This window comes from Pseudomonas sp. G.S.17, from assembly GCF_038096165.1.
In the GTDB taxonomy this organism is placed as follows: Bacteria; Pseudomonadota; Gammaproteobacteria; order Pseudomonadales; family Pseudomonadaceae; genus Aquipseudomonas.
In genome coordinates this window covers 1,332,089-1,357,042 of the sequence record NZ_CP151076.1, presented here as the reverse complement: position 1 = coordinate 1,357,042, position 24,954 = coordinate 1,332,089, and the positions used below count along the sequence as shown (strand labels likewise).

At 57.5% G+C, this 24,954-nt stretch carries 28 protein-coding genes; 9 read left to right on the top strand and 19 right to left on the bottom strand.

Translation table 11 applies throughout. The features are described 5' to 3' along the window. Nucleotides 1-20: 20 nt before the first annotated feature. On the bottom strand, nt 21-317 hold the full coding sequence (locus tag AABC73_RS06090) for a helix-turn-helix transcriptional regulator (RefSeq protein WP_341522859.1): 297 nt from the start codon (nt 315-317) through the stop codon (nt 21-23). Nucleotides 318-449: 132 nt separating this feature from the next. Between AABC73_RS06090 and AABC73_RS06085 the strand changes: the two genes are divergently transcribed. Together AABC73_RS06085 and AABC73_RS06080 are read left to right on the top strand one after the other, a co-directional pair. Next, complete coding sequence (locus AABC73_RS06085) at nt 450-794, top strand: YceK/YidQ family lipoprotein (RefSeq protein WP_341522858.1); 345 nt, start codon at nt 450-452, stop codon at nt 792-794. A gap of 60 nt (nt 795-854) precedes the next feature. Then, nucleotides 855-1,646, top strand: a complete 792-nt coding sequence (locus AABC73_RS06080) for a transporter substrate-binding domain-containing protein (RefSeq protein WP_341522857.1) — start codon at nt 855-857, stop codon at nt 1,644-1,646. A gap of 91 nt (nt 1,647-1,737) precedes the next feature. Here AABC73_RS06080 and AABC73_RS06075 read toward each other — a convergent pair whose 3' ends face one another. Together AABC73_RS06075 and AABC73_RS06070 are read right to left on the bottom strand one after the other, a co-directional pair. Beyond that, nucleotides 1,738-2,757, bottom strand: coding sequence for a branched-chain amino acid aminotransferase (locus AABC73_RS06075; RefSeq protein WP_341522856.1), 1,020 nt, complete (start codon nt 2,755-2,757; stop codon nt 1,738-1,740). A gap of 109 nt (nt 2,758-2,866) precedes the next feature. Then, complete coding sequence (locus AABC73_RS06070) at nt 2,867-3,763, bottom strand: LysR family transcriptional regulator (RefSeq protein WP_341522855.1); 897 nt, start codon at nt 3,761-3,763, stop codon at nt 2,867-2,869. Nucleotides 3,764-3,872: 109 nt separating this feature from the next. Between AABC73_RS06070 and AABC73_RS06065 the strand changes: the two genes are divergently transcribed. After that, nucleotides 3,873-4,298 carry a VOC family protein gene (locus AABC73_RS06065; RefSeq protein ID WP_341522854.1) on the top strand — a complete coding sequence of 142 codons (426 nt, stop codon included), beginning with the start codon at nt 3,873-3,875 and terminating at the stop codon, nt 4,296-4,298. 97 nt (nt 4,299-4,395) lie between these two features. On the opposite strand, the gene AABC73_RS06060 is transcribed toward AABC73_RS06065, so the two are convergent. Together AABC73_RS06060 and AABC73_RS06055 are read right to left on the bottom strand one after the other, a co-directional pair. Continuing rightward, nucleotides 4,396-5,019 (bottom strand): CatB-related O-acetyltransferase, encoded by a 624-nt coding sequence (locus tag AABC73_RS06060; RefSeq protein WP_341522853.1) that lies wholly within the window; start codon nt 5,017-5,019, stop codon nt 4,396-4,398. A gap of 44 nt (nt 5,020-5,063) precedes the next feature. Further along, the gene (locus tag AABC73_RS06055) at nt 5,064-5,930 is read right to left on the bottom strand and encodes a glycosyltransferase family 2 protein (protein WP_341522852.1); all 867 of its coding nucleotides are present in this window, start codon (nt 5,928-5,930) and stop codon (nt 5,064-5,066) included. Between the two features lie 274 nt (nt 5,931-6,204). Between AABC73_RS06055 and AABC73_RS06050 the strand changes: the two genes are divergently transcribed. After that, nucleotides 6,205-6,459 carry a type II toxin-antitoxin system prevent-host-death family antitoxin gene (locus AABC73_RS06050; protein WP_341522851.1) on the top strand — a complete coding sequence of 85 codons (255 nt, stop codon included), beginning with the start codon at nt 6,205-6,207 and terminating at the stop codon, nt 6,457-6,459. Then, nucleotides 6,456-6,710, top strand: a complete 255-nt coding sequence (locus AABC73_RS06045) for a Txe/YoeB family addiction module toxin (RefSeq protein ID WP_341522850.1) — start codon at nt 6,456-6,458, stop codon at nt 6,708-6,710. The genes AABC73_RS06050 and AABC73_RS06045 overlap by 4 nt, the downstream gene beginning before the upstream one ends. An 87-nt stretch (nt 6,711-6,797) precedes the next feature. Here the strand turns inward: AABC73_RS06045 and cyoE are convergent, their stop codons facing one another. From cyoE to hmpA, 7 genes are all read right to left on the bottom strand, one after another. After that, nucleotides 6,798-7,685, bottom strand: a complete 888-nt coding sequence (gene cyoE / locus AABC73_RS06040) for a heme o synthase (RefSeq protein WP_020292153.1) — start codon at nt 7,683-7,685, stop codon at nt 6,798-6,800. A gap of 10 nt (nt 7,686-7,695) precedes the next feature. Beyond that, a complete protein-coding gene (cyoD, locus tag AABC73_RS06035) occupies nt 7,696-8,028 on the bottom strand; it encodes a cytochrome o ubiquinol oxidase subunit IV (protein ID WP_020292152.1) in 333 nt (110 codons plus the stop codon). Then, a complete protein-coding gene (locus tag AABC73_RS06030; RefSeq protein WP_044901468.1) occupies nt 8,028-8,648 on the bottom strand; it encodes a cytochrome o ubiquinol oxidase subunit III in 621 nt (206 codons plus the stop codon). The genes cyoD and AABC73_RS06030 overlap by 1 nt, the downstream gene beginning before the upstream one ends. Before the next feature lie 2 nt (nt 8,649-8,650). Then, on the bottom strand, nt 8,651-10,663 hold the full coding sequence (gene cyoB, locus AABC73_RS06025; RefSeq protein ID WP_341522849.1) for a cytochrome o ubiquinol oxidase subunit I: 2,013 nt from the start codon (nt 10,661-10,663) through the stop codon (nt 8,651-8,653). Between the two features lie 3 nt (nt 10,664-10,666). Then, a complete protein-coding gene (gene cyoA, locus AABC73_RS06020) occupies nt 10,667-11,626 on the bottom strand; it encodes a ubiquinol oxidase subunit II (protein WP_341522848.1) in 960 nt (319 codons plus the stop codon). A 453-nt stretch (nt 11,627-12,079) separates the two neighbouring features. Beyond that, nucleotides 12,080-12,604, bottom strand: a complete 525-nt coding sequence (locus AABC73_RS06015; RefSeq protein WP_065835305.1) for a disulfide bond formation protein B — start codon at nt 12,602-12,604, stop codon at nt 12,080-12,082. A 373-nt stretch (nt 12,605-12,977) separates the two neighbouring features. Then, nucleotides 12,978-14,159: an NO-inducible flavohemoprotein gene (gene hmpA / locus AABC73_RS06010; RefSeq protein WP_341522847.1), complete on the bottom strand. Its 1,182-nt coding sequence runs from the start codon at nt 14,157-14,159 to the stop codon at nt 12,978-12,980. Between the two features lie 291 nt (nt 14,160-14,450). Between hmpA and AABC73_RS06005 the strand changes: the two genes are divergently transcribed. From AABC73_RS06005 to AABC73_RS05990, 4 genes are all read left to right on the top strand, one after another. Next, nucleotides 14,451-15,350 carry a chemotaxis protein gene (locus AABC73_RS06005; protein WP_341522846.1) on the top strand — a complete coding sequence of 300 codons (900 nt, stop codon included), beginning with the start codon at nt 14,451-14,453 and terminating at the stop codon, nt 15,348-15,350. Then, a complete protein-coding gene (locus AABC73_RS06000; RefSeq protein WP_341522845.1) occupies nt 15,305-15,889 on the top strand; it encodes a GNAT family N-acetyltransferase in 585 nt (194 codons plus the stop codon). The genes AABC73_RS06005 and AABC73_RS06000 overlap by 46 nt, the downstream gene beginning before the upstream one ends. Nucleotides 15,890-15,934: 45 nt before the next feature. Then, nucleotides 15,935-16,255, top strand: coding sequence for a hypothetical protein (locus tag AABC73_RS05995; protein WP_341522844.1), 321 nt, complete (start codon nt 15,935-15,937; stop codon nt 16,253-16,255). A 128-nt stretch (nt 16,256-16,383) separates the two neighbouring features. Then, nucleotides 16,384-17,133, top strand: a complete 750-nt coding sequence (locus tag AABC73_RS05990) for a YkgJ family cysteine cluster protein (RefSeq protein WP_341522843.1) — start codon at nt 16,384-16,386, stop codon at nt 17,131-17,133. Between the two features lie 734 nt (nt 17,134-17,867). Here AABC73_RS05990 and AABC73_RS05985 read toward each other — a convergent pair. The 7 genes from AABC73_RS05985 to AABC73_RS05955 all read right to left on the bottom strand — a co-directional run bounded on the left by AABC73_RS05985 (nt 17,868) and on the right by AABC73_RS05955 (nt 24,688). After that, on the bottom strand, nt 17,868-18,089 hold the full coding sequence (locus AABC73_RS05985) for a hypothetical protein (protein ID WP_341522842.1): 222 nt from the start codon (nt 18,087-18,089) through the stop codon (nt 17,868-17,870). A 102-nt stretch (nt 18,090-18,191) separates the two neighbouring features. Continuing rightward, entirely contained in the window at nt 18,192-19,199 is a 1,008-nt protein-coding gene (locus tag AABC73_RS05980; protein ID WP_341522841.1) for a fimbrial protein, read from the bottom strand. Beyond that, nucleotides 19,193-19,972: a molecular chaperone gene (locus AABC73_RS05975; protein ID WP_341522840.1), complete on the bottom strand. Its 780-nt coding sequence runs from the start codon at nt 19,970-19,972 to the stop codon at nt 19,193-19,195. The genes AABC73_RS05980 and AABC73_RS05975 overlap by 7 nt, the downstream gene beginning before the upstream one ends. Next, nucleotides 19,969-22,419, bottom strand: a complete 2,451-nt coding sequence (locus AABC73_RS05970; protein WP_341524181.1) for a fimbria/pilus outer membrane usher protein — start codon at nt 22,417-22,419, stop codon at nt 19,969-19,971. The genes AABC73_RS05975 and AABC73_RS05970 overlap by 4 nt, the downstream gene beginning before the upstream one ends. A gap of 163 nt (nt 22,420-22,582) precedes the next feature. Next, nucleotides 22,583-23,320 (bottom strand): molecular chaperone, encoded by a 738-nt coding sequence (locus tag AABC73_RS05965; protein WP_341522839.1) that lies wholly within the window; start codon nt 23,318-23,320, stop codon nt 22,583-22,585. Nucleotides 23,321-23,381: 61 nt separating this feature from the next. Next, nucleotides 23,382-23,966, bottom strand: a complete 585-nt coding sequence (locus AABC73_RS05960) for a fimbrial protein (RefSeq protein WP_331151703.1) — start codon at nt 23,964-23,966, stop codon at nt 23,382-23,384. 329 nt (nt 23,967-24,295) lie between these two features. After that, a complete protein-coding gene (locus AABC73_RS05955) occupies nt 24,296-24,688 on the bottom strand; it encodes a hypothetical protein (RefSeq protein WP_341522838.1) in 393 nt (130 codons plus the stop codon). Between the last annotated feature and the right edge of the window lie 266 nt (nt 24,689-24,954).

The following is a 24,954-nucleotide window of genomic DNA, read 5'->3' as shown; positions in this document are numbered from 1 at the left end:
ACGAAACGTATGATCAAAAATCAGAGCTCGTTTTTCAGTCGGACGGCGAACTGGTCGATGGCCTGCTCGTCGCGTCGGAAGTAAGTCCATTTGCCGATTCTCGTTGCCTGCAGCAGCCCCGCTCTCTGCAAAATCGCCAGGTGCGCAGACGCCGAGGACGGCGACAGGCTGGCCTTGCGCTGAATGTGCGACATGCACACACCAATCGCCGGATCGCCATGGTCCTGGGGAGGAAAGTGAGTTTGCGGGTCCTTGAGCCACTCCATGATAGTCATGCGTGTGTCATTACCGACCGCTTTGAGCTGTTCGAGAATCATGGGGCGAACATTACGCCTTTTGACGAAATGTTCAAGGATAAATCTCCAATCCCCGATTCGAAAGCTGGAAAAAAATCACCAAAAATGCGCTGGCGCCGCTATCCTCAGGCCTTTTAGGCAAGGACGCATGCCATGAAACTGATTGCCTTATTGACCCTCAGTTTGGTATTGAGCGGATGCGGCAGCATCAATACGGTGGTGCGCGGCGATGAAGTCACCAGCCGCGAGTTGATCGACCAGAAGTCCTACTGCGCCACTGTTCCACGGGTTTACAGCGGGGTGTATTACGATTTCTGTCTGCTCAACGCACCCGCGCCTGAACATACCAGTCGCAGCGGCTACGGCATGCCGGGCTTGTTGATCGACGCGGCTGTCTGCGCGGTGCTGGACACCGTCGCCCTGCCCTACACGGTTTATCGGCAAAGCCAGGACGGCAGCATCGAAATCAGCCCCAGGACCTGGAAACGGGAAAGTTAAGAATCTGACACCAACCGAACACCCCTCACTAGAACAATCACTAGAAGTGAGCATCACTGCATGAAGAGCCTCAAGTACAGCGCAATCGCCACCTTGCTGTGTGGACTTTCCAACATGGCTCTCGCTGAAGAGCCGGCCGCTTCCCATCTCGACAAGGTCCTGCAAGGCGGGCAACTGGCGGTATGCACCACCGGTGATTACAAACCGTACACGTTCCTGCGCGAAGACGGCGAGTACGAGGGTATCGATATTGAAATGGCGCGCTCGCTGGCGCAAAGCCTCGGGGCGAAGATCCAGTGGGTGCCGACCACCTGGAAAACCCTGATGCCGGACATGATTGCGGGCAAGTGCGACATCGCCATGGGCGGAATTTCAGTCACCCTTGAGCGCCAGAAGAAAGCCTTCTTCAGCAACATGCTGGACATCGACGGCAAGATCCCACTGACCCGCTGTGAAGACCACGCGCTGTATCAGACCATCGAGCAGATCAACCAGCCATCAGTGCGCCTGATCGAACCGGCCGGAGGCACCAACGAAGCTTTTGTACACGCTTACCTGCCCAAGGCGCAGTTGGCGTTTCACGACAACAAGACCATCTTTCAGCAGTTGCTGGACAAGAAGGCTGACGTGATGATCACCGATTCTTCGGAAGCGCTGTACCAGCAAAAACGCATGCCTGGGCTGTGCGCGATCAATCCTGCGCAGTACATGCAATATGGCGAGAAGGCGTATCTATTGCCGCGCGATGATGCGACCTGGAAGGGCTTTGTTGATCAATGGCTGCATTTGAACAAGGCCACCGGCGCGTATCAGACCGTGGTCGGCCATTGGTTGGCGGTGCCGGGGCAGTAAGCTGTAGAAGCCAACTTGTCGGCGAGGCATAGGACCTGCAAAACAGGAACATCGCCTCGCGAACAAGTTCGCTCCTACACGTTTGTGCAGATCAAATCTTGACGATCCAGCCCTGCGGCGCTTCAACGTCGCCGGACTGTACACCGGTCAATTCCGCGTACAGCTTGCGGGTTACCGGGCCGACCTCGGTTTCGCTGTAGAACACATGCAGCTTGTCCTTGTAGGAAATCCCGCCGATTGGCGTGATGACCGCAGCGGTACCGCACGCGCCAGCTTCCTTGAAGTCGGCGATCTGGTCGATGAACACGTCACCTTCAACCACTTTCAGGCCCAGACGGCTTTGCGCCAGTTCGATCAGCGACAGGCGGGTAATACCCGGCAGCACTGACGGCGACTTCGGCGTGATGAATACGTCATCTTGGGTGATGGCGAAAAAGTTGGCCGAGCCGACTTCTTCGATCTTCGAATGAGTTTGCGGGTCCAGGTAGATGCAGTCGGCGAAGTGGTTCTTCTTGGCTTCGGAACCAGGCATCAGGCTGGCGGCATAGTTGCCGCCGACCTTGGCTGCGCCAGTGCCGTTCGGTGCGGCGCGGTCGTAACCGGAAATCACGAAATTGTTTGGCTTCAGGCCGCCTTTGAAATAGGCGCCGACCGGAATGCAGAAGATCGAGAAAATGAATTCGGGAGCGGTCCGCACGCCGATGTTGTCACCCACGCCGATCACGAACGGACGCAGATAAAGCGCGCCGCCTGAACCGTACGGCGGGATGAAGCGTTCGTTGGCCTTGACCACTTGCTTGCACGCTTCGATGAACACATCGGTCGGCACATGAGGCATCAGCAGACGCGAACAGCTGCGCTGCATGCGTTGGGCGTTCTGGTCAGGACGGAACAGATTGATCGAGCCATCCTTGCAACGATAAGCCTTGAGACCTTCAAAACATTGCTGACCGTAATGCAGCGCCGTGGAACCTTCACTGATGTGCAGGACGTTGTCTTCGGTCAGAGAACCCTCGTCCCAGGCACCATCGCGCCAGTGAGAGAGGTAGCGCATATCAGTTTTGATGTAGTCGAAACCCAGTTTGTCCCAGTTGATACTTTCGTGACTCATAACGCCCTCTGTCATTAGCAGCTGCCTGGACGAATCAGGCCAAGCCCGTATTCTGCCAGAATCATCTGCACCCTGAGGCTTCAAATCCACATAAACCTCCACATGACGTTCAACTGTGCGGCAAGTAGAGGATGTCATCGGCCGGATCGGCTTTCGACAGACAGCGGGCGAATAGCTGGTGCAGGGGAAGATCACGCTGGCCGCGCCGCATCAGCAATACCACTTCGCGATGGAAGGTCAGGCTGCCCAGCGGGATGACTCGCAAGTTGACGTCGCGCTCCAGCCAGAGCCCGGCCTGGGGAATCAGCGAAACACCCAGGCCGTTTTCAACGAACTTGACGATAGCGTCCAGCTCGTCCAGCTCCAGCGCCACTCGGACCTCGATCCGCTGCTCGCGCAGAAACCGGGTGACCTGCCGGCCGCCGAAGGAAGAGCGGTCGTAACGCACATGGGGCTGCTCAAGCAAGATGGTCAGCGGGTCATCACCCTTCACGTCCATTGGCACGATCAGCACGAAGGGTTCGGTCTCCAGCGCTTGAACATGCAGCTCTTTGGGCAGCTCGAACGGCGGCTTGATCAGGATCGCGACGTCCAGCTCGCCAGCATCTACCTGACTGAGCAGATCCAGCGAAACGCCCGGCACCAGCTTGGCCTCCACTGCCGGCGCCATACGGCGCAGCCGCAGCAGCGCCTGGGGCAGGAAACCGGTCTGAGCGCTGGCAATCGCGCCGATCTTCATTTCGCCGTGGTACTCGTCAGGTTTTTGCGGAATCGACATCTGGCTGAACAGCTCGAACATCTCCCGAGCCAGAGGCAACGCGCGCACTCCGGCAGCATTGAGTATTGCCTGACGTCCGGTGCGGTCGAAGAGCCGTACTCCCAGGGCCTGCTCCAGATTCTTGATCTGCGAGCTGACGGCCGACTGCGTCAAGCCGATGTGCATGCCGGCGGCGGCGAATGTGCCATGCCGTGCCACGGCCATGAAGGTTTTCAGTTCCCGCAACATAAGCGTCTCGATTGATCGAAATTATTTGAGCTGAGCAGCAAATATATCCGCTTTGTATAAATTTCTTTCTATCTAAAATGAAGCGTTCCCATAAAAACAGGATTTTCCCGTGAGCCTTTCTCCCTTTCACCTGGCAATTCCGGTTTATGACCTTGCAGCCGCGCGGCATTTCTACAGCACCATTTTCGGCTTCGCCGAAGGACGCTCCAGTGAGCACTGGGTGGATTACGATTTCTACGGGCATCAACTGGTGATCCACGAACACCCGAAGACCGCCTCCCAGGAATCCGCCCACACCAATGCCGTAGATGGACATGACGTGCCGGTGCCGCATTTTGGGGTGGTATTAAGCTGGGAGGACTGGGAAATTCTGGCAGAACGCCTGCGTTTGCAGGGCATCCAGTTCGTCATCGAACCTTATGTGCGCTTTCAGGGACAAGTGGGTGAGCAGGCAACGATGTTTCTGTTCGATCCGTGCGGCAACGCCCTGGAATTCAAGGCATTCAAGGATATCGGGCAGTTGTTTGCGAAGTGACGGCTGAAGGCGGTACTCAGTGGGTTCGGTAGTAGCCAAGTGTTGGCGAGGTAGTGATCCGACCTCCAGGACAATCACCTCGCCAACAACGTCGCATCTACGGGTTTGCCCGCTCGCGGATATAACCCAAAAACGCATCCATGTCCGCGCTGCTCAGCATCCGCGCCACGGACTTGACCTCTTCCATCGGCCAGTCCCACCACGCTGCCTGCAGCAGCAAGTCGCGCACGTCTTCTTCGAAGCGCCAGCGGATAAACTTGCACGGGTTGCCGCCCACGACCGAGAACGGCGCAACATCGCGGGTCACGATGGCTCCGGCAGCGACGATGGAGCCATGCCCAATGGTGACGCCCGACAGAATCATCGCATCGGCGCAGATCCAGCAATCGCTGCCAATCACCACATCGCCCTTGCTGGGCGCGTAATCCTTGATGTCTTCCAGGCCACTCATCATCGCCGGGAATGGATAGGTGGTGAGCCAGTCGGTGCGATGCTCGCCGCCCAGAAGAATCCGCACGCCTGCGGCAATGGACGTGTAAGAGCCGACGCGCAGGATGGTGTCATCGCCAAACTCAATGACTTCAGGAATGCCGTAAGTGCCGACCCCGACGGTATAGCGCGGATATTCGAGCCTGATTTTTTCCGGCGCGCGCTCCAGTTTGTCCATGCGGCGCAGGCGTTTTCGGGTGTTGCGCTTTTTCAACAGGTCGAGGAGATTCATGGCAATCCGCAAACAAGAATGACGAGGTGTCTGGCAAGTTCCGCTTAACTGCTGTGGCGATGCAGCAGCAGACGCTTGAAGCGGCGGAAGGTCGTCATGTTCAGATGCCGAAAAGGGATCGAGCGCAACAGGCTCCAGGCGTGCTTTTTATCGGTGACTACGGCGTACTTCAGCGCCTTGTTGAGGATCGCGGTGCGACCGCTCTGGTACGCGGGGTGCGCGGTGTAAGGCGCAATGGTCTGCAGATCGGCATCCAGCAGCACTTTGTACTTGCGCGACAGGTTATTGGGATGGCGCCGATAACGGGTCACGCTGACCGGCAGGACATCAATGCCATAACCCTGATGCGCGATTTTCAGGGTCATCTGGAAATCCTGGACCTTGATGTCCGGATTGTAGAATCCCGCAGCCTTGAGGGCGTCCATCCGATACAACGAAACCGGCGCGCCGACGACGATGGCATCACTGAGTATTTCATCGAAGTTGAGGTGTTTAACTTCGTCCAACTTCTGGAACTTGGTGTTGTTGCCTTCGCTGTCCATGTAAATGACCAGCGCGCCGACACAACCAACATGGGGATGCTTATCCAGATACTCGGCACGAATACGCACCGAGCCCGGCAACATGATGTCGTCCAGGTCTGGCGTGGAAACGTAGACGCCTTTGACGTATTGCAGCCCGTGATTGAGCGTGGCGCTGACGCCCTGGTTCGCTTGCTGATAGAGCTGGAACGGATAGCGCGACTGGAGCGCTTCAAGCATCGCGTAGCTGTTATCGGTCGAACCATCGTCGACGATGATGACTTCGAAGTTCGCGTAATCCTGGGCGAAGATGCTGGCAATCGCCTCTTCCAGAAACTTCTCGGCGTTGTAGCAAGGGGCAACGATTGATACGAGTGGCGGCGTATCCATTGCCTGATGTGGTCCAGAGGTGTTTTCGTCAGTCATAAAGTCAGTTTCGAAGCCTTTCAAGGGCGCGGTCCTACAAACCAGTTACCTATTACCTACAAAGCGGATACATCATGCTGCAAACAGCCCCCGTTTGTCATGGTTTGAATCCCTCTGTCCGGCTGAAACTGCTGTCACGACACTGTAAGTTTGCAAGGCTGCGGCAGAATCAAGACGAACTGCCTGTTGCAGACCTGTACCTATTTCTGTACGTTAGCGTTTCGACAGAGGTATTCACATGCAGACCATTAATTACACGACCGCACGGGCTCATTTGTCCGAAACAATGGACCGGGTAAACGAGGACCGAGCGCCACTCCTGGTCACTCGCCAAAAGGGCGAACCGGTGGTGATGATGTCACTGGCGGATTTCAATGCCCTGGAAGAAACCGCCTACCTGTTGCGCTCGCCAGCCAATGCCGAGCGTCTGGTGAAGTCCTTGAACAGCCTGCGTAGCGGCAAGGCACAGGCCAGGAAGCTGATTGAAGAATGAATGTGCTGTTCACTCCGGAAGCCTGGGACGATTACCTCTGGTTTCAACAAAACGACAAGACCAGCCTCAAGCGCATCAACCTCGTCATCAAAGCGATTCAGCGCGACCCCTTCGAAGGCATCGGTAAGCCTGAACCACTCAAGCACAACCTCAGCGGTTTCTGGTCCCGGCGGATTACCCATGAGCATCGGCTGGTCTACACAGTCGAGGGCAGCGAGTTGCAGATCCTGCAGTGCCGCTACCATTACTGAACCCTGAACCCAACCCTGAACCCGAGCCATAAAAAACCCCGCTGCTCAGTCGAGCAACGGGGTTTCATGTTTCAGGCCAGCGTGGAATCAGAAGGCGTACGTCACCAACAATTCCTTGGTTACCTGAAAGTCCAGCGACATCATCACGCTCAAGGCGCTGATGGTGAAGATGGAGAAGACGAACAGCTTGCGTGCCCAGACGATGTCATCCACCGCCTTGTAGCCTTTCCAGGCCATGTACAACCAGTACATGCCCATGGCTGCAGCGACTGCCATGTAGTTGAGGCCAGCGTAACCGCCAACGGTCAACATCAGGGTAGCCACCAGGAACGCCAGGATGTACATCAGGATATGACGCTTGGCGACCAGGATACCGCGCTCGACCGGCAGAACCGGAATCTTCGCGGCCAGATAGTCGTTGAAACGGAAGATCGCAATGGCATACGAATGCGGCATCTGCCACAGGCTGAACATCACCAGTAGCGTCAGCGCGGCGAAGTCGAAGCTGTTGCTCACCGCAACGTAGCCAATCACCGGCGGCATGGCCCCCGACAGACTGCCCACCAGGGTTCCGTGCACCGATTTGCGTTTCAGGTACAGACTGTAGAAGCCGACATAAATCACAAAACCGATGACCGCGAACAACGCCGCCAGCGGGTTGGCCTTGGTGTACAGCAGGCCAACCCCGACCACGCCCAGAATCGTTGCGTAGAGCAGCGCCAGTTTCAATGAAACCAGGCCCTGCACCAGCACGCGGTTCTTGGTGCGTTCCATCTTCACGTCAATGTCACGGTCGATGCAGTTGTTGAACACGCAACCGGACGCAACAACCAGCGAGGTGCCGATGACTGCGGCCAGAAAAAGGCCGAAGTCGATCTGCCCTTTGGAAGCCAGAAAGAAGCCACCTGCCACCGAAAGCACGTTACCGAAAATGATCCCCGGCTTGGTGATTTGGATAAAGTGCTTAAGGGACATTCAGGTTTCCTCAGTGCGCCATCATGACGGTGTGGATGCTGAACATGATCCACAACGAGAGACCAACCAACAGGACAATGACCAGCGCCGCAAACGCAAAGGAAATCACGTTATTGCGTTGTCCAGGCGAACGGTCGAAGTGCAGGAAGTACACCAGGTGAACCATTACCTGAACGATTGCGAAGATCAGAATCGTCCAAAGCGTTGCCGTCTTGGACATGATTGGATCCATGACCAGCCAGAACGGGATCGCGGTCAGGATTACCGACAACACGAAGCCGATGACATACGACCTGACGCTGCCGTGACTTGTTTCTTCAGCGTGGATATGTGCGTTAGCCATTACAGGACTCCCATCAGATAAACAACGGTGAAGACGCAGATCCAGACCACGTCCAGGAAGTGCCAGAACAGACTCAGGCAGCTCAGGCGCGTGGTGTTGGTCGCCGTCAGGCCACGAGTCTGGACCTGGTACATCATGATGCCCATCCAGATCAGGCCGCTGGTCACGTGCAGGCCGTGCATGCCTACCAGGGCGAAGAAGCCCGACAGGAAGCCGCTGCGGCTAGGACCGAAGCCCTCGGAGATCAGCTTGTGAAACTCGAAGATCTCCATGCCGATGAAGGCGGCACCGAACAGGAAGGTCAGGGCCAGCCAGCCCAGAACCTGCGACTTGTTACCCTTGTGCACCGCCAGCATGGCGAAGCCGTAGGTGATGGAGCTGAACAGCAGGCAAGCGGTTTCGACCAGCACGAACGGCAGTTCGAAGATATCGTGGCCCGAAGGCCCGCCAGCCACGTTGCCGGACAACACTGCGTAGGCCGCGAATACAGACGCGAACAACACACAGTCAGTCATCAGGTAGAGCCAGAAACCGTAGACGGTCATGGCTCCTGCGTCGTGGTGATCATGCCCGTGGTCGTGACCGTGGGCATCGCCTGGATTCAATACTAAGTTCGACATGTTTAAACCTGCTCCAGCGTGGAATTGACAGGAGTGTATGCGCCGTTAGCCACGAGGACCTTGTGCTGTTCACCTTCGATACGCGCTACGTCTGCGGCCGGAACCATGTAGCCCTGGTCGTCACGTGCTGCGTGGATCACGAAGGCAACGACTGTTCCTGCCAGGCTGGCGATCGCCAACCACCAGATGTGCCAGATCATGGCAAACCCGAACACCGTCAACAGCATGCCCATCACCACGCCGGTGGCGGTGTTGTTAGGCATGTGAATGTCGGAGTAGTGAGCCGGAACGTTGTAAGCCGTGCCCGCACGCTTGCTCGCGGTGAACGCATCGATTTCGTCGGCTTTCGGCAGTTCTGCAAAGTTGTAGAACGGCGGCGGCGAAGAAGTCGACCACTCCAGAGTGTGGCCATTCCATGGGTCGCCGGTGACGTCCATGTTGTCTTTGCGATCGCGGATACTGACGTAGATCTGGATCAACTGGCAGGCGATACCGCAAGCGATCAGCATCGCGCCCCAGAAGGCGATGTGCAGATACAGGTTCCACTCAGGGTTATCGGTGCTGTTCAGACGACGGGTCATGCCCAGGAAGCCCAGGAAGTACAGCGGCATGAACGCAACGAAGAAACCGGTGAACCAGAAACCGAACGCAGCCTTGCCCCAGTTTTCGTTGAGCTTGAAGCCGAACGCTTTAGGGAACCAGAACGCGAAGCCAGCGATGTAACCGAAGACCGCACCGCCGATGATGACGTTGTGGAAGTGAGCGATTACGAACAGGCTGTTGTGCAGCACGAAGTCGGCACCTGGAATCGCCAACAGAACGCCGGTCATGCCGCCGATCGAGAAGGTGATGATGAAGCCCAGGGTCCAGAGAACCGGCGCGGTGAAGCGCAGACGCCCCTGGTAAATCGTGAACAGCCAGTTGAACAGCTTCACACCCGTCGGAATCGCAATGAGCATCGTCGCCAGCCCGAAGAAGGCGTTGACGTTGGCACCCGAACCCATGGTGAAGAAGTGGTGCAGCCAGACCATGAAGCCCAGTACGGTGATCCCGCCGCTGGCGAAGATCATCGACTTGTGACCAAACAGGCGCTTGCCGGAGAACGTGGAGATGACTTCGGAGAAGACCCCGAATGCCGGAAGCACCAGGATGTAAACCTCAGGGTGACCCCATGCCCAGAACAGGTTCACGTACATCATCGGGTTACCACCCAACTCGTTCGTGAAAATGTGGAAGTCCATGTAGCGGTCAAGCGTCAACAGGCCCAGCGTCGCCGTCAGGATCGGGAACGAAGCCACGATCAGAACGTTGGCGAAGGTGCAGGTCCAGGTGAAGATCGGCATTTCCATCAACTTCATGCCAGGCGTACGCATTTTCAGCACGGTCACCAGGAAGTTGACACCCGTGAGTGTCGTCCCGAGTCCCGATAGCTGTAGCGCCCAGATGTAGTAATCGACCCCCACGCCCGGGCTGTAGCCCAGTTCGGAAAGAGGTGGATAGGCAACCCAACCGGTACGTGCGAATTCGCCGACGCCCAGGGACAGGTTGACCAGGATCACGCCGGATACCAGCAGCCAGAAGCTCAGGGAGTTCAGGAACGGGAAGGCAACGTCACGGGCGCCGATCTGCAGCGGCACGACGATGTTCATCAGGCCGGTGAAGAATGGCATCGCCATGAAGATGATCATGATCACACCGTGAGCGGTGAAGATCTGGTCATAGTGCTCAGGCGGCAGATAGCCTTCCGAGCCGTTAGTGGCGACAGCCAACTGGGTACGCATCATCACGGCGTCGGCAAAGCCACGCAACAGCATGACCATGGCAACGACGATGTACATCACACCGATTTTCTTATGGTCGACCGAGGTCAGCCATTCGGTCCACAGATACGTCCACTTCTTGAAGTACGTGATAGCCGCGAACAACGCAATGCCACCCAGCGCGATCATCGCCAGGGTGATCATCACGATCGGTTCGTGGAACGGTATCGCGTCCAGACTTAATTTACCAAACATCGTTTACTCCTCTGCCCCAGCAGCTGAATGCTTACCCATGTCCATCCCTTCCATACCGGCATGTTCTGCCTCGTGAGCGTTGCCTTCCTGCTCGTGAGGATTCGCCTTGCCCGGTTTCATGCCTTCATATTTGTCGATGACGGCCTGGAACAGGTTTGGAGTGACCTTGGAGTAGAGCTCGACGGGATTACGCTCGCTTGGCTTGAGCAAGGCTGCGTATTCGGACGTTTCAAGCTTTTTCGGTGAATTCTTGACTTCAGTGACCCAGGCGTCGAAGTCAGCCTGAGACGTCGAGATCGCCTTGAATTTCATGCCGGTGAAGCCCGCGCCGCTGTAGTTGGCGGAGATACCGTTGAATTCGTGGTTCTCGTTGGCGATCAAGTGCAGCTTGGTCAGCATGCCCGCCATGGCGTACACCTGGCCGCCCAGACCTGGAATGAAGAACGAGTTCATTACCGAGTCAGAGGTGATTTTGAAATTGACCGGTGTGTTGGCCGGGAACACGATCTTGTTGACCGTGGCGATGCCCTGTTCCGGGTAGATGAATACCCATTTCCAGTCCATCGAGATCACTTCGATCGTCACCGGCTTGACGTCGGAGTCGATAGGGCGATACGGATCAAGAGCGTGAGTAGACACGTAGGTGATGTAACCCAGGACGATCAACAGGGCGAGTGGAATGCCCCATACGGCGATTTCGATCTTCGTGGAGTGCGACCAGTCAGGCGTGTACGTCGCGTTCTTGTTCGACGCACGATATTTCCAGGCGAAGATAATGGTCATGAAGATGACCGGAATCACGACAATCAACATCAGCAGCGTGGCGGTAATAATCAGGTTTCGCTCGTCAATCCCTACTTGTCCTTTCGGATCGAGCAGAGGCACACCCTCGCAACCACTGAGCAAAAGCATGCTGAAAAGGGCCAAGAAGCCAAAAAACCTGGGGTACCTTTTTTTACTCATCTCACGACCTCTAAAAGCAAAAGCAGCTTGCGCAGTGCAATTGGTTTTCGACCGCCAACACTAAAGCCTGCCGGTGCTGGCATATTTTTGGATTGAACAGGGCCCTGTCAGGACGCATGCAAGCGTAACGACAAATCCGACGTTATCTTTAGTTTCTTATTTGATTGGTGGCATTGGGCCTGTTTTGCAGGCCAATTCCCTTTGGCGCGGACATTCCGAGTGCTAACAAAGGCCGCAAAAACACTCTACACAGTGTGTAAAAAGACGCTTTTGGACCCTGAAAACGGCTTATCACTCGGTGGACCGGAGCGGTAAGTGCGGGGATTGTAGATATGTAAGATTTTTATGACTATGGTTTATTTAGCAACAGTTTGTTTCCGAATACGTAACGATCACGAAACAACGACGGAATTTTCACAAGAAAAACGCTCCGCGTTTACGGAGCGCTAAACCTTACAGGCCTTGTAAACCGTGACGCTTGCGTCGGTTACGCAGGATTCCGACTGGAACCAGCACGACAGTCAGAACGAAGGCCACCAACGCCCATTGGGCCAGAGAAAGACCGAGGACTGGCGGATAAGGGGTCGTGCAAAAGCCGCCGACCTGAAAACCCAGGGGAAAGATCAATGCCAGTGGCAAACCGTCGACGATCGGTTGCAGCACATCGATGCCGCAGCTCTCGGTGGGGTGGGAAAGGATGTACACGTGGCGGCCCGCGGCGAAGATTCCGCCTATTGCGCTCAAGGTAACCAGCACCTCGCACACGGTGATGCTGCGGCTGCCCGGCATCGCGGCGCCGATGAAGGCGAAGATGGCGATGAACAGCAGCGCATAACGTTGCAGGATGCACAGCGGGCATGGCGCCTCGCCCAACACCACTTGCATGTACAACGCGCCGCCGATCAAGGCCAGGCAAATCACGCCCAGCAAGACCAGAAAGCGTTTCTCGCGTTTCAGGTACAACATGTTGTCGCTCATTCACATACCTTTTGTCAGGGTGTCCATATGGATCGTCGATCCATGCCTGGGCCCATTGAAGCCAGCCGTGGGTTCTCAACCACGGGAGTGTAAATGCACAACGGCCCGATCGCTCGGGATAATCACGGGGCGGGCCGGACAACTCAAGAGCTGACCCGCTGTACGGATACATTTGGCCACCGGATGGCACCACCTCGCCTTGACCTGCGTCATGCACGATCAAAAATCTGTCATGCACGATCACCGCCAGCATCCGGCACACGGCACCGCCAGAAACGCAAAAAAGCTGAATCCTTCTTATATATAGAAGGATGCGGCTTTTTGTCGCAGTGCGCCCTTCTATATATAGAAGAGTGCGGCGCTTTGTCGCAGCTTACTCAAGGGCAGAGGCTGGGCCGAAGAATTCATAACGGCTCTGCTTTTCCGGAACACCGGCAAGCTTGAGTTGGTGCTTCATCGCTGCCATGAAACCCTTGGGACCGAGGAAGTAGGCATCCAGATCGCGATCCTCCGGCAGCCACTGCTCCAGTCGCGCCTGATTCAGCAGACCCACGGCATCGGCAGCAGGACTTACGCCGTCGTCTTCGTCGTAGCAGTAAAAGCGTTTGAGCTGCGGGTGACGGGCCGCGAGATTATCCACCCACTCGCGGAAGGCGTGAACGCCGCCATTGCGCGCGCAGTGGATGAAGTGGATCGGGCGCGAAGTCTCCAGCGCGGCTTCAAGCATGGCCAGGGTGGGCGTGATCCCTACCCCGCCACTGATCAGCACCAGCGGTTTGTCGCTCGCCGCCAGGATGAATTCCCCGGACGGCGTGAAGACCTGAAGGCTGTCGCCGATCTGCACCTGATCGTGCAGATAGTTGGACACCTTGCCGTGCGGCTCACGCTTGACGCTGATCCGGTATTGGCCGCCGCCAGGAACTGCCGACAGCGAATAGTTGCGACGCATCTCGATGCCGTTGATGTGCAGTTGCAAACCCAGGTATTGCCCGGCGGCAAAATCCAGCACCGGACCTGCGTCCGCAGGCTTCAGGTAGAACGACGTGATCTCGTCACTTTCCACCACCTTGTCCATCAGTTTGAATTCACGCGTCCCGCGCCAGCCGCCTTGAGCCTCGGCCTTTTCGTCGTAGATCACGGCTTCGGCGCCGATCAGGATATCCGCCAGTTGCTGATAGGCGTTGCCCCACGCATTGATGACTTCCTCGGTGGCGATTTCCTCACCCAGCACTTCGGCAATGGCGGCCAACAGGCAGCTGCCGACAATCGGGTAGTGCTCGGGAAGAATTTGCAGCGCGACGTGTTTGTTGATGATCTTGGCGAGCAGGTCACCCAGTTGCTCCAGCTCATCGATATGCCGGGCGTACATCAGCAAACCGTTGGCCAGCGCTCTTGGCTGAGCACCGCTTGCCTGGTGCGCCGGATTGAACAACGGCTGCACTTGCGGGTATTGCGAAAGCATTTTTTTATAGAAATGAGTGGTCAATGCTTCGCCACCACTTTCTAGCAGTGGCACAGTGGATTTGACGATGGCACGATCTGAGGCATTCAACATAAGGTACTCCTGGCACGCGGGACTTTATAAGATCTACCTTGTTGTATCAGTAATCGTGCCATTAATTTTATTCAACGAAATCAAATAGATAAGAACACAAGGTCAAAATGACCCCATGTATAAACAAGTCACTTTGACAGCGCGAGGTCTTTTTGACTCGCCTATCGATGAGAGAATTTTGCACACCGGTTACAGAAAAAACCTCAAGCGTGCGTCGCGCAGGTCGATAACCCTCCAGAGAAAGCTGTCTGCTGCTCGTTGCAGCGAGACACCTAAGGCCAGAAGGTTTATATGTCCTCCAAGAACGTCCGCGCAGATTCCCTCTCGCTGCTGCTGTTCACATTGCGCAGCGGCAAGCTGATGGCGATCAATCTACTCAAGGTCAGCGAAATCATTCCCTGCCCCGCCCTGACCCGGCTGCCCGAATCCCACCCTCACGTCAAAGGCGTCGCCACCTTGCGCGGTGCTGCGCTGTCAGTGATCGACCTCAGTCGCGCCATTGGCGAGCGCCCCCTGGTTGACCCGGATGGCGGCTGCCTGATCGTCACCGACGTCAGCCGTTCCAAGCAGGGTCTGCATGTTCAGGCCGTGAGCAAGATCGTCCATTGCCTGACCACCGACATTCGCCCGCCGCCCTACGGCGCAGGCAGCAAGTCATTTATTACCGGGGTCACCCAGGTCGATGGCGTGCTGGTGCAGGTGCTGGATATCGAGAAGGTCATTCATGCCATTGCGCCTGCGCAAATCGTCGTCGAGCCGAACGCGCTGACGGCGGAAGAAACCGAACTGCTGGCCGCCGCGCGAATTCTGGTGGTCGATGACAGTCAGGTGGCCCTGCAGCAATCACTGATTACCCTGCGCAACCTTGGCCTCGATTGCCACACGGCCCGCAGTGCCAAGGAAGCCATCGACGTATTGCTGGAGCTGCAAGGCTCACCGGCACAGATCAACGTGGTAGTTTCGGATATCGAAATGTCCGAAATGGATGGTTATGCCTTCACACGCACCTTGCGCGAGACCCCGGACTTCAACGATCTTTATGTCCTGCTGCATACATCGCTAGACAGCGCGATGAACAGCGAAAAAGCCCAGGCGGCAGGTGCCAATGCCGTGCTGACCAAGTTCTCGTCCCCCGAGTTGACCAAATGTTTGATCACGGCGGCACGTGCGGTGCAAGCCAGCCATCACTGATCTGGCAAAACCAGCAAACCCGACTTGCTGCCGATCCCCTCGGCAGCTCGGACCGGCATTGCTGGCTGATGCGTCGGGATCTGCAAGGCAACCACCCGAGCATCGCCCCTGCCAGTCAACAGGTTCGGCAGGGCTTTGCGCCCGAAGACGCGATGCAGATTCATCAGTTGCTGATCCTGGGCTATCAAAACGGCGGCGGCAGCGTGACCGATTATCCAACCTGGCTGCGCGCCCTGCACACCGATCCCGAGTTTGATCCGAGCCTGTGTTTTACCGCGTCGGACGAATCAGGTCTGGTGGGCGTCATGCACTGCTGGACCAGCGCATTCATCAAGGATCTGGTCGTTCATCCTCGCGCCCGCCGTCAAGGCACCGCGCTGGCTCTGCTCAATCATGGCTTCCACACGTTCGGCTTGCGCGGCGAAGGCTGGGTGGACCTGAAAGTCATGGAAAACAACCTCGATGCCCGACGGCTTTATGAAAAAGCCGGAATGCGCTACGTGCAGCGCTCGGCAATGATCGAGTCCGATCTGGCCTGATCTGACATAATTCGGTCGCCCCCAACAAGACCAATGGACATGGACATGAAATCAGCCTCCGCGTTACTGCTTGCCCTGATCGCTATCGCCGGCCAGGCCCATGCTTCAAGCACCGATGCCTGGAAAGCGCTGGACAAGGCAGTGGTCGACAGCTGCATCAAGGCCAGCCAGCTCAAGAGCGTCAAACCTTCCGGTAAAGCGGGTTTTGACGACAGCGTCGGCTACGAAGCGCTGATGCTCGAAGGCCGTTATCCGCAGCCACACATGAAGAATCAACCCGGCGCCGAGCTGTGCCTGTACAACCGCCATAGCAAAAAGGCGACGGTGACCGAGTGGAATACGCTCAAACCAACGCCGAAGAAGTGACGCCCCAATGACCGGCCAGCGATCGTCGCAGTCACTGGCGCGTAACTTGCTTCGACCTTTGTCTATGCCGTGTGAGCAACCAGTTCTTGCCGCACTGTTCCGCGCCAGTCATGACGGATCGTTTGCCAATGAACACCCAGTTTTCCTGCGTCGGTTGTGGCCGTTGCTGCAACGACCACCACGTCCCCCTGACACTCACCGAAGCCATGCACTGGGCGGCCGATGGCGGCACAGTGATCGTTCTGACCGAGGCGTTTCTGGCGGATGGTTATGGCGTTGACCCCGCCCAGCTGAAGCATGCTTTGCGCCGCTCGACAGTGGTTGCCAGCGGTGCAGCCGAAGTCCATGTAGCCATCACCTTCGCCGCCTACAACGTCGGTCCTTGTCGGAATCTTGACGCGGAAAATCTCTGCCGCATCTATGAGCGTCGGCCGCTGGTGTGCCGTATCTATCCGATGGAAATCAATCCGCATATCCCCCTTCGACCAGAGTCCAAGGACTGTCCGCCGCAATCCTGGGAACAGGGGCCGGACCTGATCGTTGGCGGCCAACTGGTCGATACGCAGCTGATGGCACTGATCGAACAATCGCGCCAGGCCGACCGGGATGACATCGTCGCCAAGCAAGCCATTTGTCAGCAACTGGGGATCCGCACCACGGCGCTCAAAGGCAACGGTTTTGTGGCGTATCTGCCTGACATGAGCGTTTTTGCCGGAGCGGCGGTGCAGGTGCTTGAAGGTGCCGATTGTCCGTCCGAACACGAGGGCTGGAGCTTTCACGTTGCCGGGGAAGCGGTGACCGACAGGCTACAAGCGGCGGGCGCCAATGTGCTGTTCAGCGAGCCGCAGGGGTATATGTTCATTCCGCTGCAGGCCTGACACAGTCCGTTGGAGCGTGGCTTGCTCGCGAAAGGTTTTCACACGCCACGGATGTGTTGCCCGTGCCGACGCCCTCCCGGATGAATCCGGTCCTACGGGCATCAAGGCGTTTGGTTGGACGCAAATTTGTGGGAGCGAGCTTGCTCGCGAAAGGTTTTCAGACGCCGCAGAGGTGTTGCCCGAGCCGACGCCCTCCCGGATGAATCCGGTAATACGGGCATCAAGGCGTTCCGTTGGACGCAAATTTGTGGGAGCGAGCTTGCTCGCGAAAGGTTTTCACACGCCGCAGAGGTGTTGCCCGAGCCGACGCCCTCCCGGATGAATCCGGTCCTACGGGCATCAAGGCGTTTCGTTGGACGCAAATTTGTGGGAGCGAGCTTGCTCGCGAAAGGTTTTCACACGCCGCAGAGGTGTTGCCCGAGCCGACGCCCTCCCGGATGAATCCGGTCCTACGGGCATCAAGGCGTTTGGTTGGACGCAAATTTGTGGGAGCGAGCTTGCTTGCGAAAGGTTTTCACACGCCGCAGAGGTGTTGCCCATGCCGACGCCCTCCCGGATGAATCCGGTCCTACGGGCATCAAGGCGTTCCGTTGGACGCAAATTTGTGGGAGCGAGCTTGCTCGCGAAAGGTTTTCACACGCCGCAGATGTGCTGGCCGTGCCGACGCCCTCCCGGATGAATCCGGTCCTACGGGCATCAAGGCGTTCCGTTGCTCCCACAGAATCGCGACTGGATCAGCGCTTGCCCATCGTCTTGCGCGTGCCGTGCGGCGCGACGCCCGGGGTTTTGTGGTGGCCGGATTTGTTCGATTGCTGATACCAGGGCTGATCGTTCTTGTTCTGCGCGAAATCGGCAGGCTTGAACGGGAAGCTGAACGCTGGAATCGCGGTTTTCTTGTCTGTGGCCGCATCATCGACGACGGTTTCAGGAGCAGGTGTTTGGTCAGTAGAAGTCATGGAAGGCTCCAGAAATTGGGAATGGGTCGTCGAACGGCCGCGCAGCATACCTGAATCCCTCGCGACCCGCCTGCACAGCCCCTCACCTCCCATCGGCAAACGCTATTTGTAAAACAGATCCACCATCACCTCGGCCTCGAATGGCCCGGCTTTGGGTCGCGACGTCTGCCAGACCAACTCTGCATTGAAGTCCGCACTCGCGGACGAAACATCATTGAGCATATCCGCCAGATGGAATGGCTCGTTGTAGCGCAGCATCGCGTTGTCCAGGCCATTGACGATGCGGATGCCCACCGCGTTATTGGCCGCAGGAATCAGAAAATCCCCCGCCAACGTGCCCGTGACAGGCTTGAATCGCGCACCGAGGCTGAACGGCGAATCGCAGGATCGCCGCGTGGTCAGGGAAAACGGTCGGCGGTCGATGACTTTCCCCACGGCCACCTGCTGAATGCCGATGGCCCCAAATTCGACGGTCTCGGGCACGATTTGCAGCTCGGCGTCGCAGGCCACAAAACGTAACCCACTCAGGTTATTGATCATGTAGCTGAGGTTCTGCCCGGGCAACGGATTGGGGCCGGTGACACCGTCGAGCTGGAACAGCCGATAGTCCAGCAGCTCACTGGCAACGCCGGACGGCGGCGTGGGTCCGAATTTCTGGATGAACATCGAGAAGCCCAGATTGAACGTCACTTTGGGGCAGGCCGCGATATTCGACGGGCTCTCATGACACACCGGCAGGAATTGACCGGTCGCAATCCGCCCGCCGTTTTGCAGGTGATCGATGCCCGCCAACGTCAGGCCGGAGCGAATGCCCTGGCCGATCTGCTGATTATCCGGGTTGAGGTAGACGAAGATTTCTTCCCGCACTTGTGGCATAGAGTCCTTGGCGCATTCGACCTGAATGTCGTGTCGCGGCGAGCGCCAGACAATGTCGCCATCCGGCAGCGTGGCCGGGATCGCCACGCTGCTGTCCAGATTATCGCGAATCAGCGTCTGACCCGAGCCCTGGGTTTTGCAGACCAAGGCAAAACAGCTGGCCGGACTCAACAACAGTGCCACGAACAGCAGCTGACACCAGCGCGGGTGATGGGGACGATTCATGATCAGCATTCCTTTGGCTGTTGAAAAACAGGGTCGAGCAAGCGAGCGTTTACGGGCTCGTGCTCGTTGATTTGGCCGCACCAGGCCCGCGCTGCGCCGTAATCGGTGAGCGAGCTGAACGACAGGTGTTGCGGGCGCGGACTTGACGCTGGCAGGGCAAACTCATGGTTCGCGCCCGGCGCCAGCAACAGGTAATCACTGAGTTCGACGCCGCCCACCTTCACGTTTTGCAGGGCGGCGTGAAACGCTGTGGGATTGCTGATGCGCAGCGGGCCGTTTGCAGGCCAGGTCCAGCGCAACAGGCTCGGGGTTTCAGCCGGATCGCCGGGCAACCCGCGAGGCCGATAAAACACATTGATGCGCTGGCGAATGGCGATGCTCAGCTGATTCCGGCCTTCGACGCGGCGAGGGATTTCCAGCACATACAGGTGCAGCAGCGTTTCCCGGTCCTGAGCAATGCCACTGCCCTGATACAGCAGGCGCAACACCTGTTTGCCCTGCCCGTCCAGTTGCGACAGGTGCGGCGTCAGCACAAAAGGCAGTTCGCCGCCGGCATTGCCGGGATCGCCATCGTCATCGCGGGCATCGGTCAGCCAGGCTTGAATCAACACCTGATGGTCGCTGCGGTTGGTCACCGCAATGCTGACCTCGGCAAAGCGCCCATCGAAAATCAAGCGTGTGCCGGTCAGGGAAACCGCGCCGAAGGCTTTCAGGACCGGCACCGAGATCAACAGGGTCAAGAACAGATAAACCACCACGATCCACAACACCGGACGATTCATTGGCACATCACCTTGACGCGTTCATAGGCGCGTTGCGGGTCTTTTTCCGGCAAGGCAAACGGCGCGCGACATTGGTTGCCGGTCCACTTCACCTGCAATTCGCCGCTGTCCTGATCGCTGAGCACCAAGGCGCGTCCGGTGGGATCGACCACTGCCAGCGACTTGCCTTCGGCATTTTCAACACTGGCGCCCAACGGCACCTTGCTGCCATCGGCGCGGACCAGCTCGAATTGCACCCGGCGCCCCACCGACGCCTTGAACCGCACCACCGGCATCGCGCCACGACGCGGCACAATCTGGGTGATTGCATTCCCCAGATCGACATCGGCGCCCAACTGCCGGGTATCGAGGCTGACCCAGTTGCTGCGATACGGCTGCGCGTAAGGCAGCACCGCGTAACCGTTGGCGGCGGTCTCGACGTTATTGAAACTGGTGAGCCTGGCGCCACTGACGGCGGGGACTTCGATGAGGGCAAAAGTCTCGCCCAGCGACTGGCCAAAATTGATCCCGCCCGCATGGGCCAGCAACGATCCGGCCGCGCTCAGGCTCAATGCGTCGTAATCCCGGCCCTGGCTGTAACCGGCCTCGAAACGACCGAAGGGTGCGGTGGTGCTGACTTTGCCGGAGCCGAAGCTGCCGGAGCGGTTGTCCTGACCGAGCTGAACCGAATAGAACGTACTGCGTTGATCCAGCACCTGGCCGTTGAGTCCGGCTTGCGTGTTGTAATCCCCCGAACTGTCACGCACACCATTGAACGACAGCCGCGACGAACCTGGGCTGGAACCCAGCGGCATCGTCACGCTCAGGGCAATCCGCTGATCGCTGTCGCCCTCCAGCGCACCGCCCACCTCGCGATTGCTTTCCAGCGACAGGTTGTAACTGAGGCTGCGCCACGTGGCGTTCCACGCCAGATAAAACTGGCGGGTCTTGCCGGGCAAATTCCAGTAACGCTGTTCCGAGGCGGTCAGGCTCAGGCTGCCGGACGGATCGGCGAACGCCTGGGTGACCGTCAGCTCGAAACGGTCCTTGGCGCGCCCTGCCGAAAGCCGCCGGGCAATGTTGCCAAGCTCGTCGACATGCTCATTGAGCGACCGATATTTTTCGGTCGAATAGCGATAACCGGCGATTGCCAGCGTGGTGTTGGTAACGTCCAGCGTATTGGCGTAACGCAGGCGCAGGCTTTGCCCGACGCGACTTTCGTTGCGCAGCTCGCTGATCGATTGCGTGACATCGGCAGACAGCGCGCCGAACCCGGTATTGACCCCCGCGCCGAGGTTACTGGCCTGATAATCTTCGGCCACTTGCAAGCCGCCAAAGCCGGTGATCCGCTCCGACACCCCATAGATCAAGGCTGCGCTGGCAAAGGTCGGCGATTCGGGATTATTGCCGTTGTCGTCCAGTTGCCCGGCCGCCAGGCTGAAACGCAACGCCCCTTGCGGCACCATGATCGGCAGCGCGGCGTACGCCTGGGTGAACGAGCGCCGACGGCCATCGGCCTCGATGATCGTGACTTGCAGATCGCCATTGGCGCCACTGGGATAGATATCGGTGATTTCAAATGGCCCTGGGGAAACGTTGCCGCTGTACAGCAGGAAGTCGTTCTGCCGGACTTCCACTGCGGCATTGGTTTCGGCGACGCCACGAATCACCGGGGCAAAGATGCGCTCGCTGTCGGGCAGCATGCCGTCGTCGGAACTGAGCGCGGCACCCTTGAAGCGCACGCTGTCGAAGACCTGGGAATCGGTGAACGTCTCGCCCAGGGTCAGCTGGCTCTTGAGCGTGCTGATATCGCGCTGCACAAAGGTGCGATTGCTGCGAAAGCGATAAGGCTGGTCGCTGCCGTACGCCAGGGAAGATTCGTTACGCAGACGCCATGCGCCGAGATTCATGCCGTTGCGCAGGCCCAGGTAATAGTTATCGGCATCCCGCTGGCGATTGCGGCGTCGGCTGCTGCTGAAGCTGTAATTGACGAAGCCCACAGACTCGCCCGCATCCCACAGATCGGGCGACACAAAGCCTCTGGCGCTGCGGGTCATCAAGGCTTGCGGCACGCTGATATCCAGACGCAACGCATTGGGCTGGTAATCGACACGGGCAAACTCGATCTGCGTCAGATCGAAACAGTTTTGCTGCGACGCCGGCAGTCGCTCTATATCGAGCCCGAAGGCCTGCAACATCGGCAGCGTCAGACACGGCTCGACACGGCCGGAAACCGTGTTCTTGTTGAAACTGATGTCGCGACGTCCGCTCAATGCCCGATTGACGTAAATGTCCACCCGATACGTGCCGGGCAGTACGCTGTTGGCCCGCAGAAACTCGGTGAGTTCCGGAGGCTGGTCGCTGCCCTGGATGAACGCGGTATTGAACTTCACAGTCGGCATATCGCTGCTGTCGGCGGCCGAAGACAGCGGCGCAAATAACATCAAGCCCGCCAGCCCGCCAGCCATGAAGGGTCGCGGGGTGAACTCCCTGGTATTCAGATAAAGCCATTCCATTAGCAGTTTTCACTCGATTCAGGCATTCAGCGCGCAGCGCAATCCCTTCACGCAGACGCATGACGACAGAGCCAGCGCACGACGCGGCCCCTAAACGGAAAATCAGTTTTTGCGGCTAACGCGGTTCGGCCACTTCGGCCTGGACGGTTTGCCCAGACTTCAAAGCGGCGCGATACGGCTCCTGGCCACCGAAGTCATTAATGCTGATGAAATCCAGATTGATCGGCGCAGGCTTTGGCGGATGCTTCAACGGCAGCTGAATGCTCTGTCCCGGCGCGATCATCTGGCCGTCCTGGCTCAGCAGAATGGCGCCGTCCTGGCGCAATTCAAGCCTGACCATCGACACGTGATAAGCCCCGGGATTTTCCACCTGCAAACCAGCCGACTCGATTCGCCAGCGCAAACCCTGCGGCGCTTGAGCGACTTCGCCCGGCAGACCTTCGGGCCGGAAAAACACTTTGATCCGCTGCCGAATCGCCACCTGCAACGAGTTCTCGGCAACAGCCTGGGGAATTTCCTGCACGTTGAGCCACAACACTGACTCGCGATCCCGCGGCATGTCGGCGCCCGCGTAAATAATCCGCAGCAGCTGTTTGCCATCGCCCTGCACGCGGGCCAGCGCCGGGGTCACGACAAAAGGCAGGTTGCCCGGATCGAGGTTTTCCACGTTGGGTTCAAGCCAGCTCTGCAACAGAATTTCCGCGTTGCCGGTGTTGTGTACGCCGAAGCTGACTTCCTTGTCTTTGGCCGGATAAATCACGCGCGTGGTGTTGAGCACGATGCCCGCCTGGCTGTCGATCGCCAGCAAGACACCGGCGATCAATGCCAGGCAACGGTAAAGGGGAACGATCATGAAGGCGCCGCCTTGAGTTCAGATTGAGGCGGAACGAGTCAGACTCGCCCCGCCTGTTGGATTACTCGTAATCCAGAACGAAAGGCATGAAGCCGTCGGCATTGCCAGGGTTGGTTGTGGTGCCATTGAGCACATACACCGCGCCGAAGTTGAGTTCGGCGGTTGCACCGCCCACGCCATCCTTGATCAGTGGTTTGTCGATGGTTTCGGTGCCGCCAAGGTCCATGATCTCGTTGGCCGCGTTGAGCAGACCGATGCCGACACCATCCGCAGCGCCGGTGGTGCGCAGCAATTTGGCGTCGTTGTTGTCCAGGCCGCTGCCGGAACGCGCGGAGAAGCGCATTTTCACCAGGTTGTATTGGTCAACCCCGGCACTGCAGTTGACCAGCAACTGAATGGGCGTGGCCGTGGCCAGCTCACTTTGCGACGAAGTGCCGATGTCCGAGAAGGATACGTTACCCAAATCGACAGCGATTTCACCCGGATTGACACCCGGCGCGGTGCCCGTACCCGGAGAGACGTCACAGGAAATATTGGTCAAAGTGCCGTTGAAGATCAGTTTGCCGTTGTTTGCCGCATTCGCCGTTCCCGCCAAACCCAGCGTCAATGCGCCTGCTGCCATAAAACCAAAAGTAAGTTTTTTCATGCTAACAACGTTCCTTGTATTATTCCGTGTATGCCCTGAATCGGACGCCACGCACTATAGGGTTCGATGTTTTTGATCGCTGTCAGCATCGTTACTTTAATACGAGTGAATTTCCAACGGGACGCGCGTGAACTTTCCGTAGGATAAAACGGTTTCCTCGGATCGCCCAGCAAATACAAGGTATCGAGCCAATACTTTAGCAAAAAGGTCAGGAAAAACTTCGCACCTCTTCATCTGAATATTTGCGCCGCACTCTTTCCCATCCGCGCAATGAATCACCCTGCCCACCAAGCTATATCGTCGCGCAAACCCCGAAACGCTTGTCGTAATTATTGATAGGTAAGCGTGATAATTCCAACGCGCCCTTCTACCACTGTGGTTTGAGCGCCAATACCCTGTGCAGCGCTGATTGCCACCGCCTCATATCGGACAGAAAACGGCACAACTTCCCCATCGCAGACATTGCACAATGTATTGACCTTGAGCGTGAGCCGATCTGAAACTTCCACATAGCGCACATTTTGCGTGACTATGGAATCCGTCGAAAACTGTACCGCACAACCGGGGTTGGTCACCTGTCCGCGAAAAGCAATTGCTCCGTTATTCGAAAATGCCATGACCGGAGATAATAACAGCGGAGCGGTAATAAGCAGCACAGATATCTTTCGCACACACAAAGCAACTTTGGAAAATCGTTCCACGCGAGGCGTTTCATTTTTCATTGCAATGACTCCGCTATTCCATCAGCAAAAAAAGAATGAGATCGGTGCAAGTTACGTCCGTAAGAAATCCCTACAGAAATTTGTAGGATAGTTCCGAAAGACAAGTTGCGCTTTTGCCAATCACGCACCTCTCATTCCGGGATATCGTCCGTGCGGATGATTTCTTGATGCTGGCTCGGTGGCCTTTTGCCGCTTGCTGACAATTCTGACAGGTTGCAGTCATTCTCATGACCGGATTGGCAGGCTATAAAGGAGGCCTATTTCCG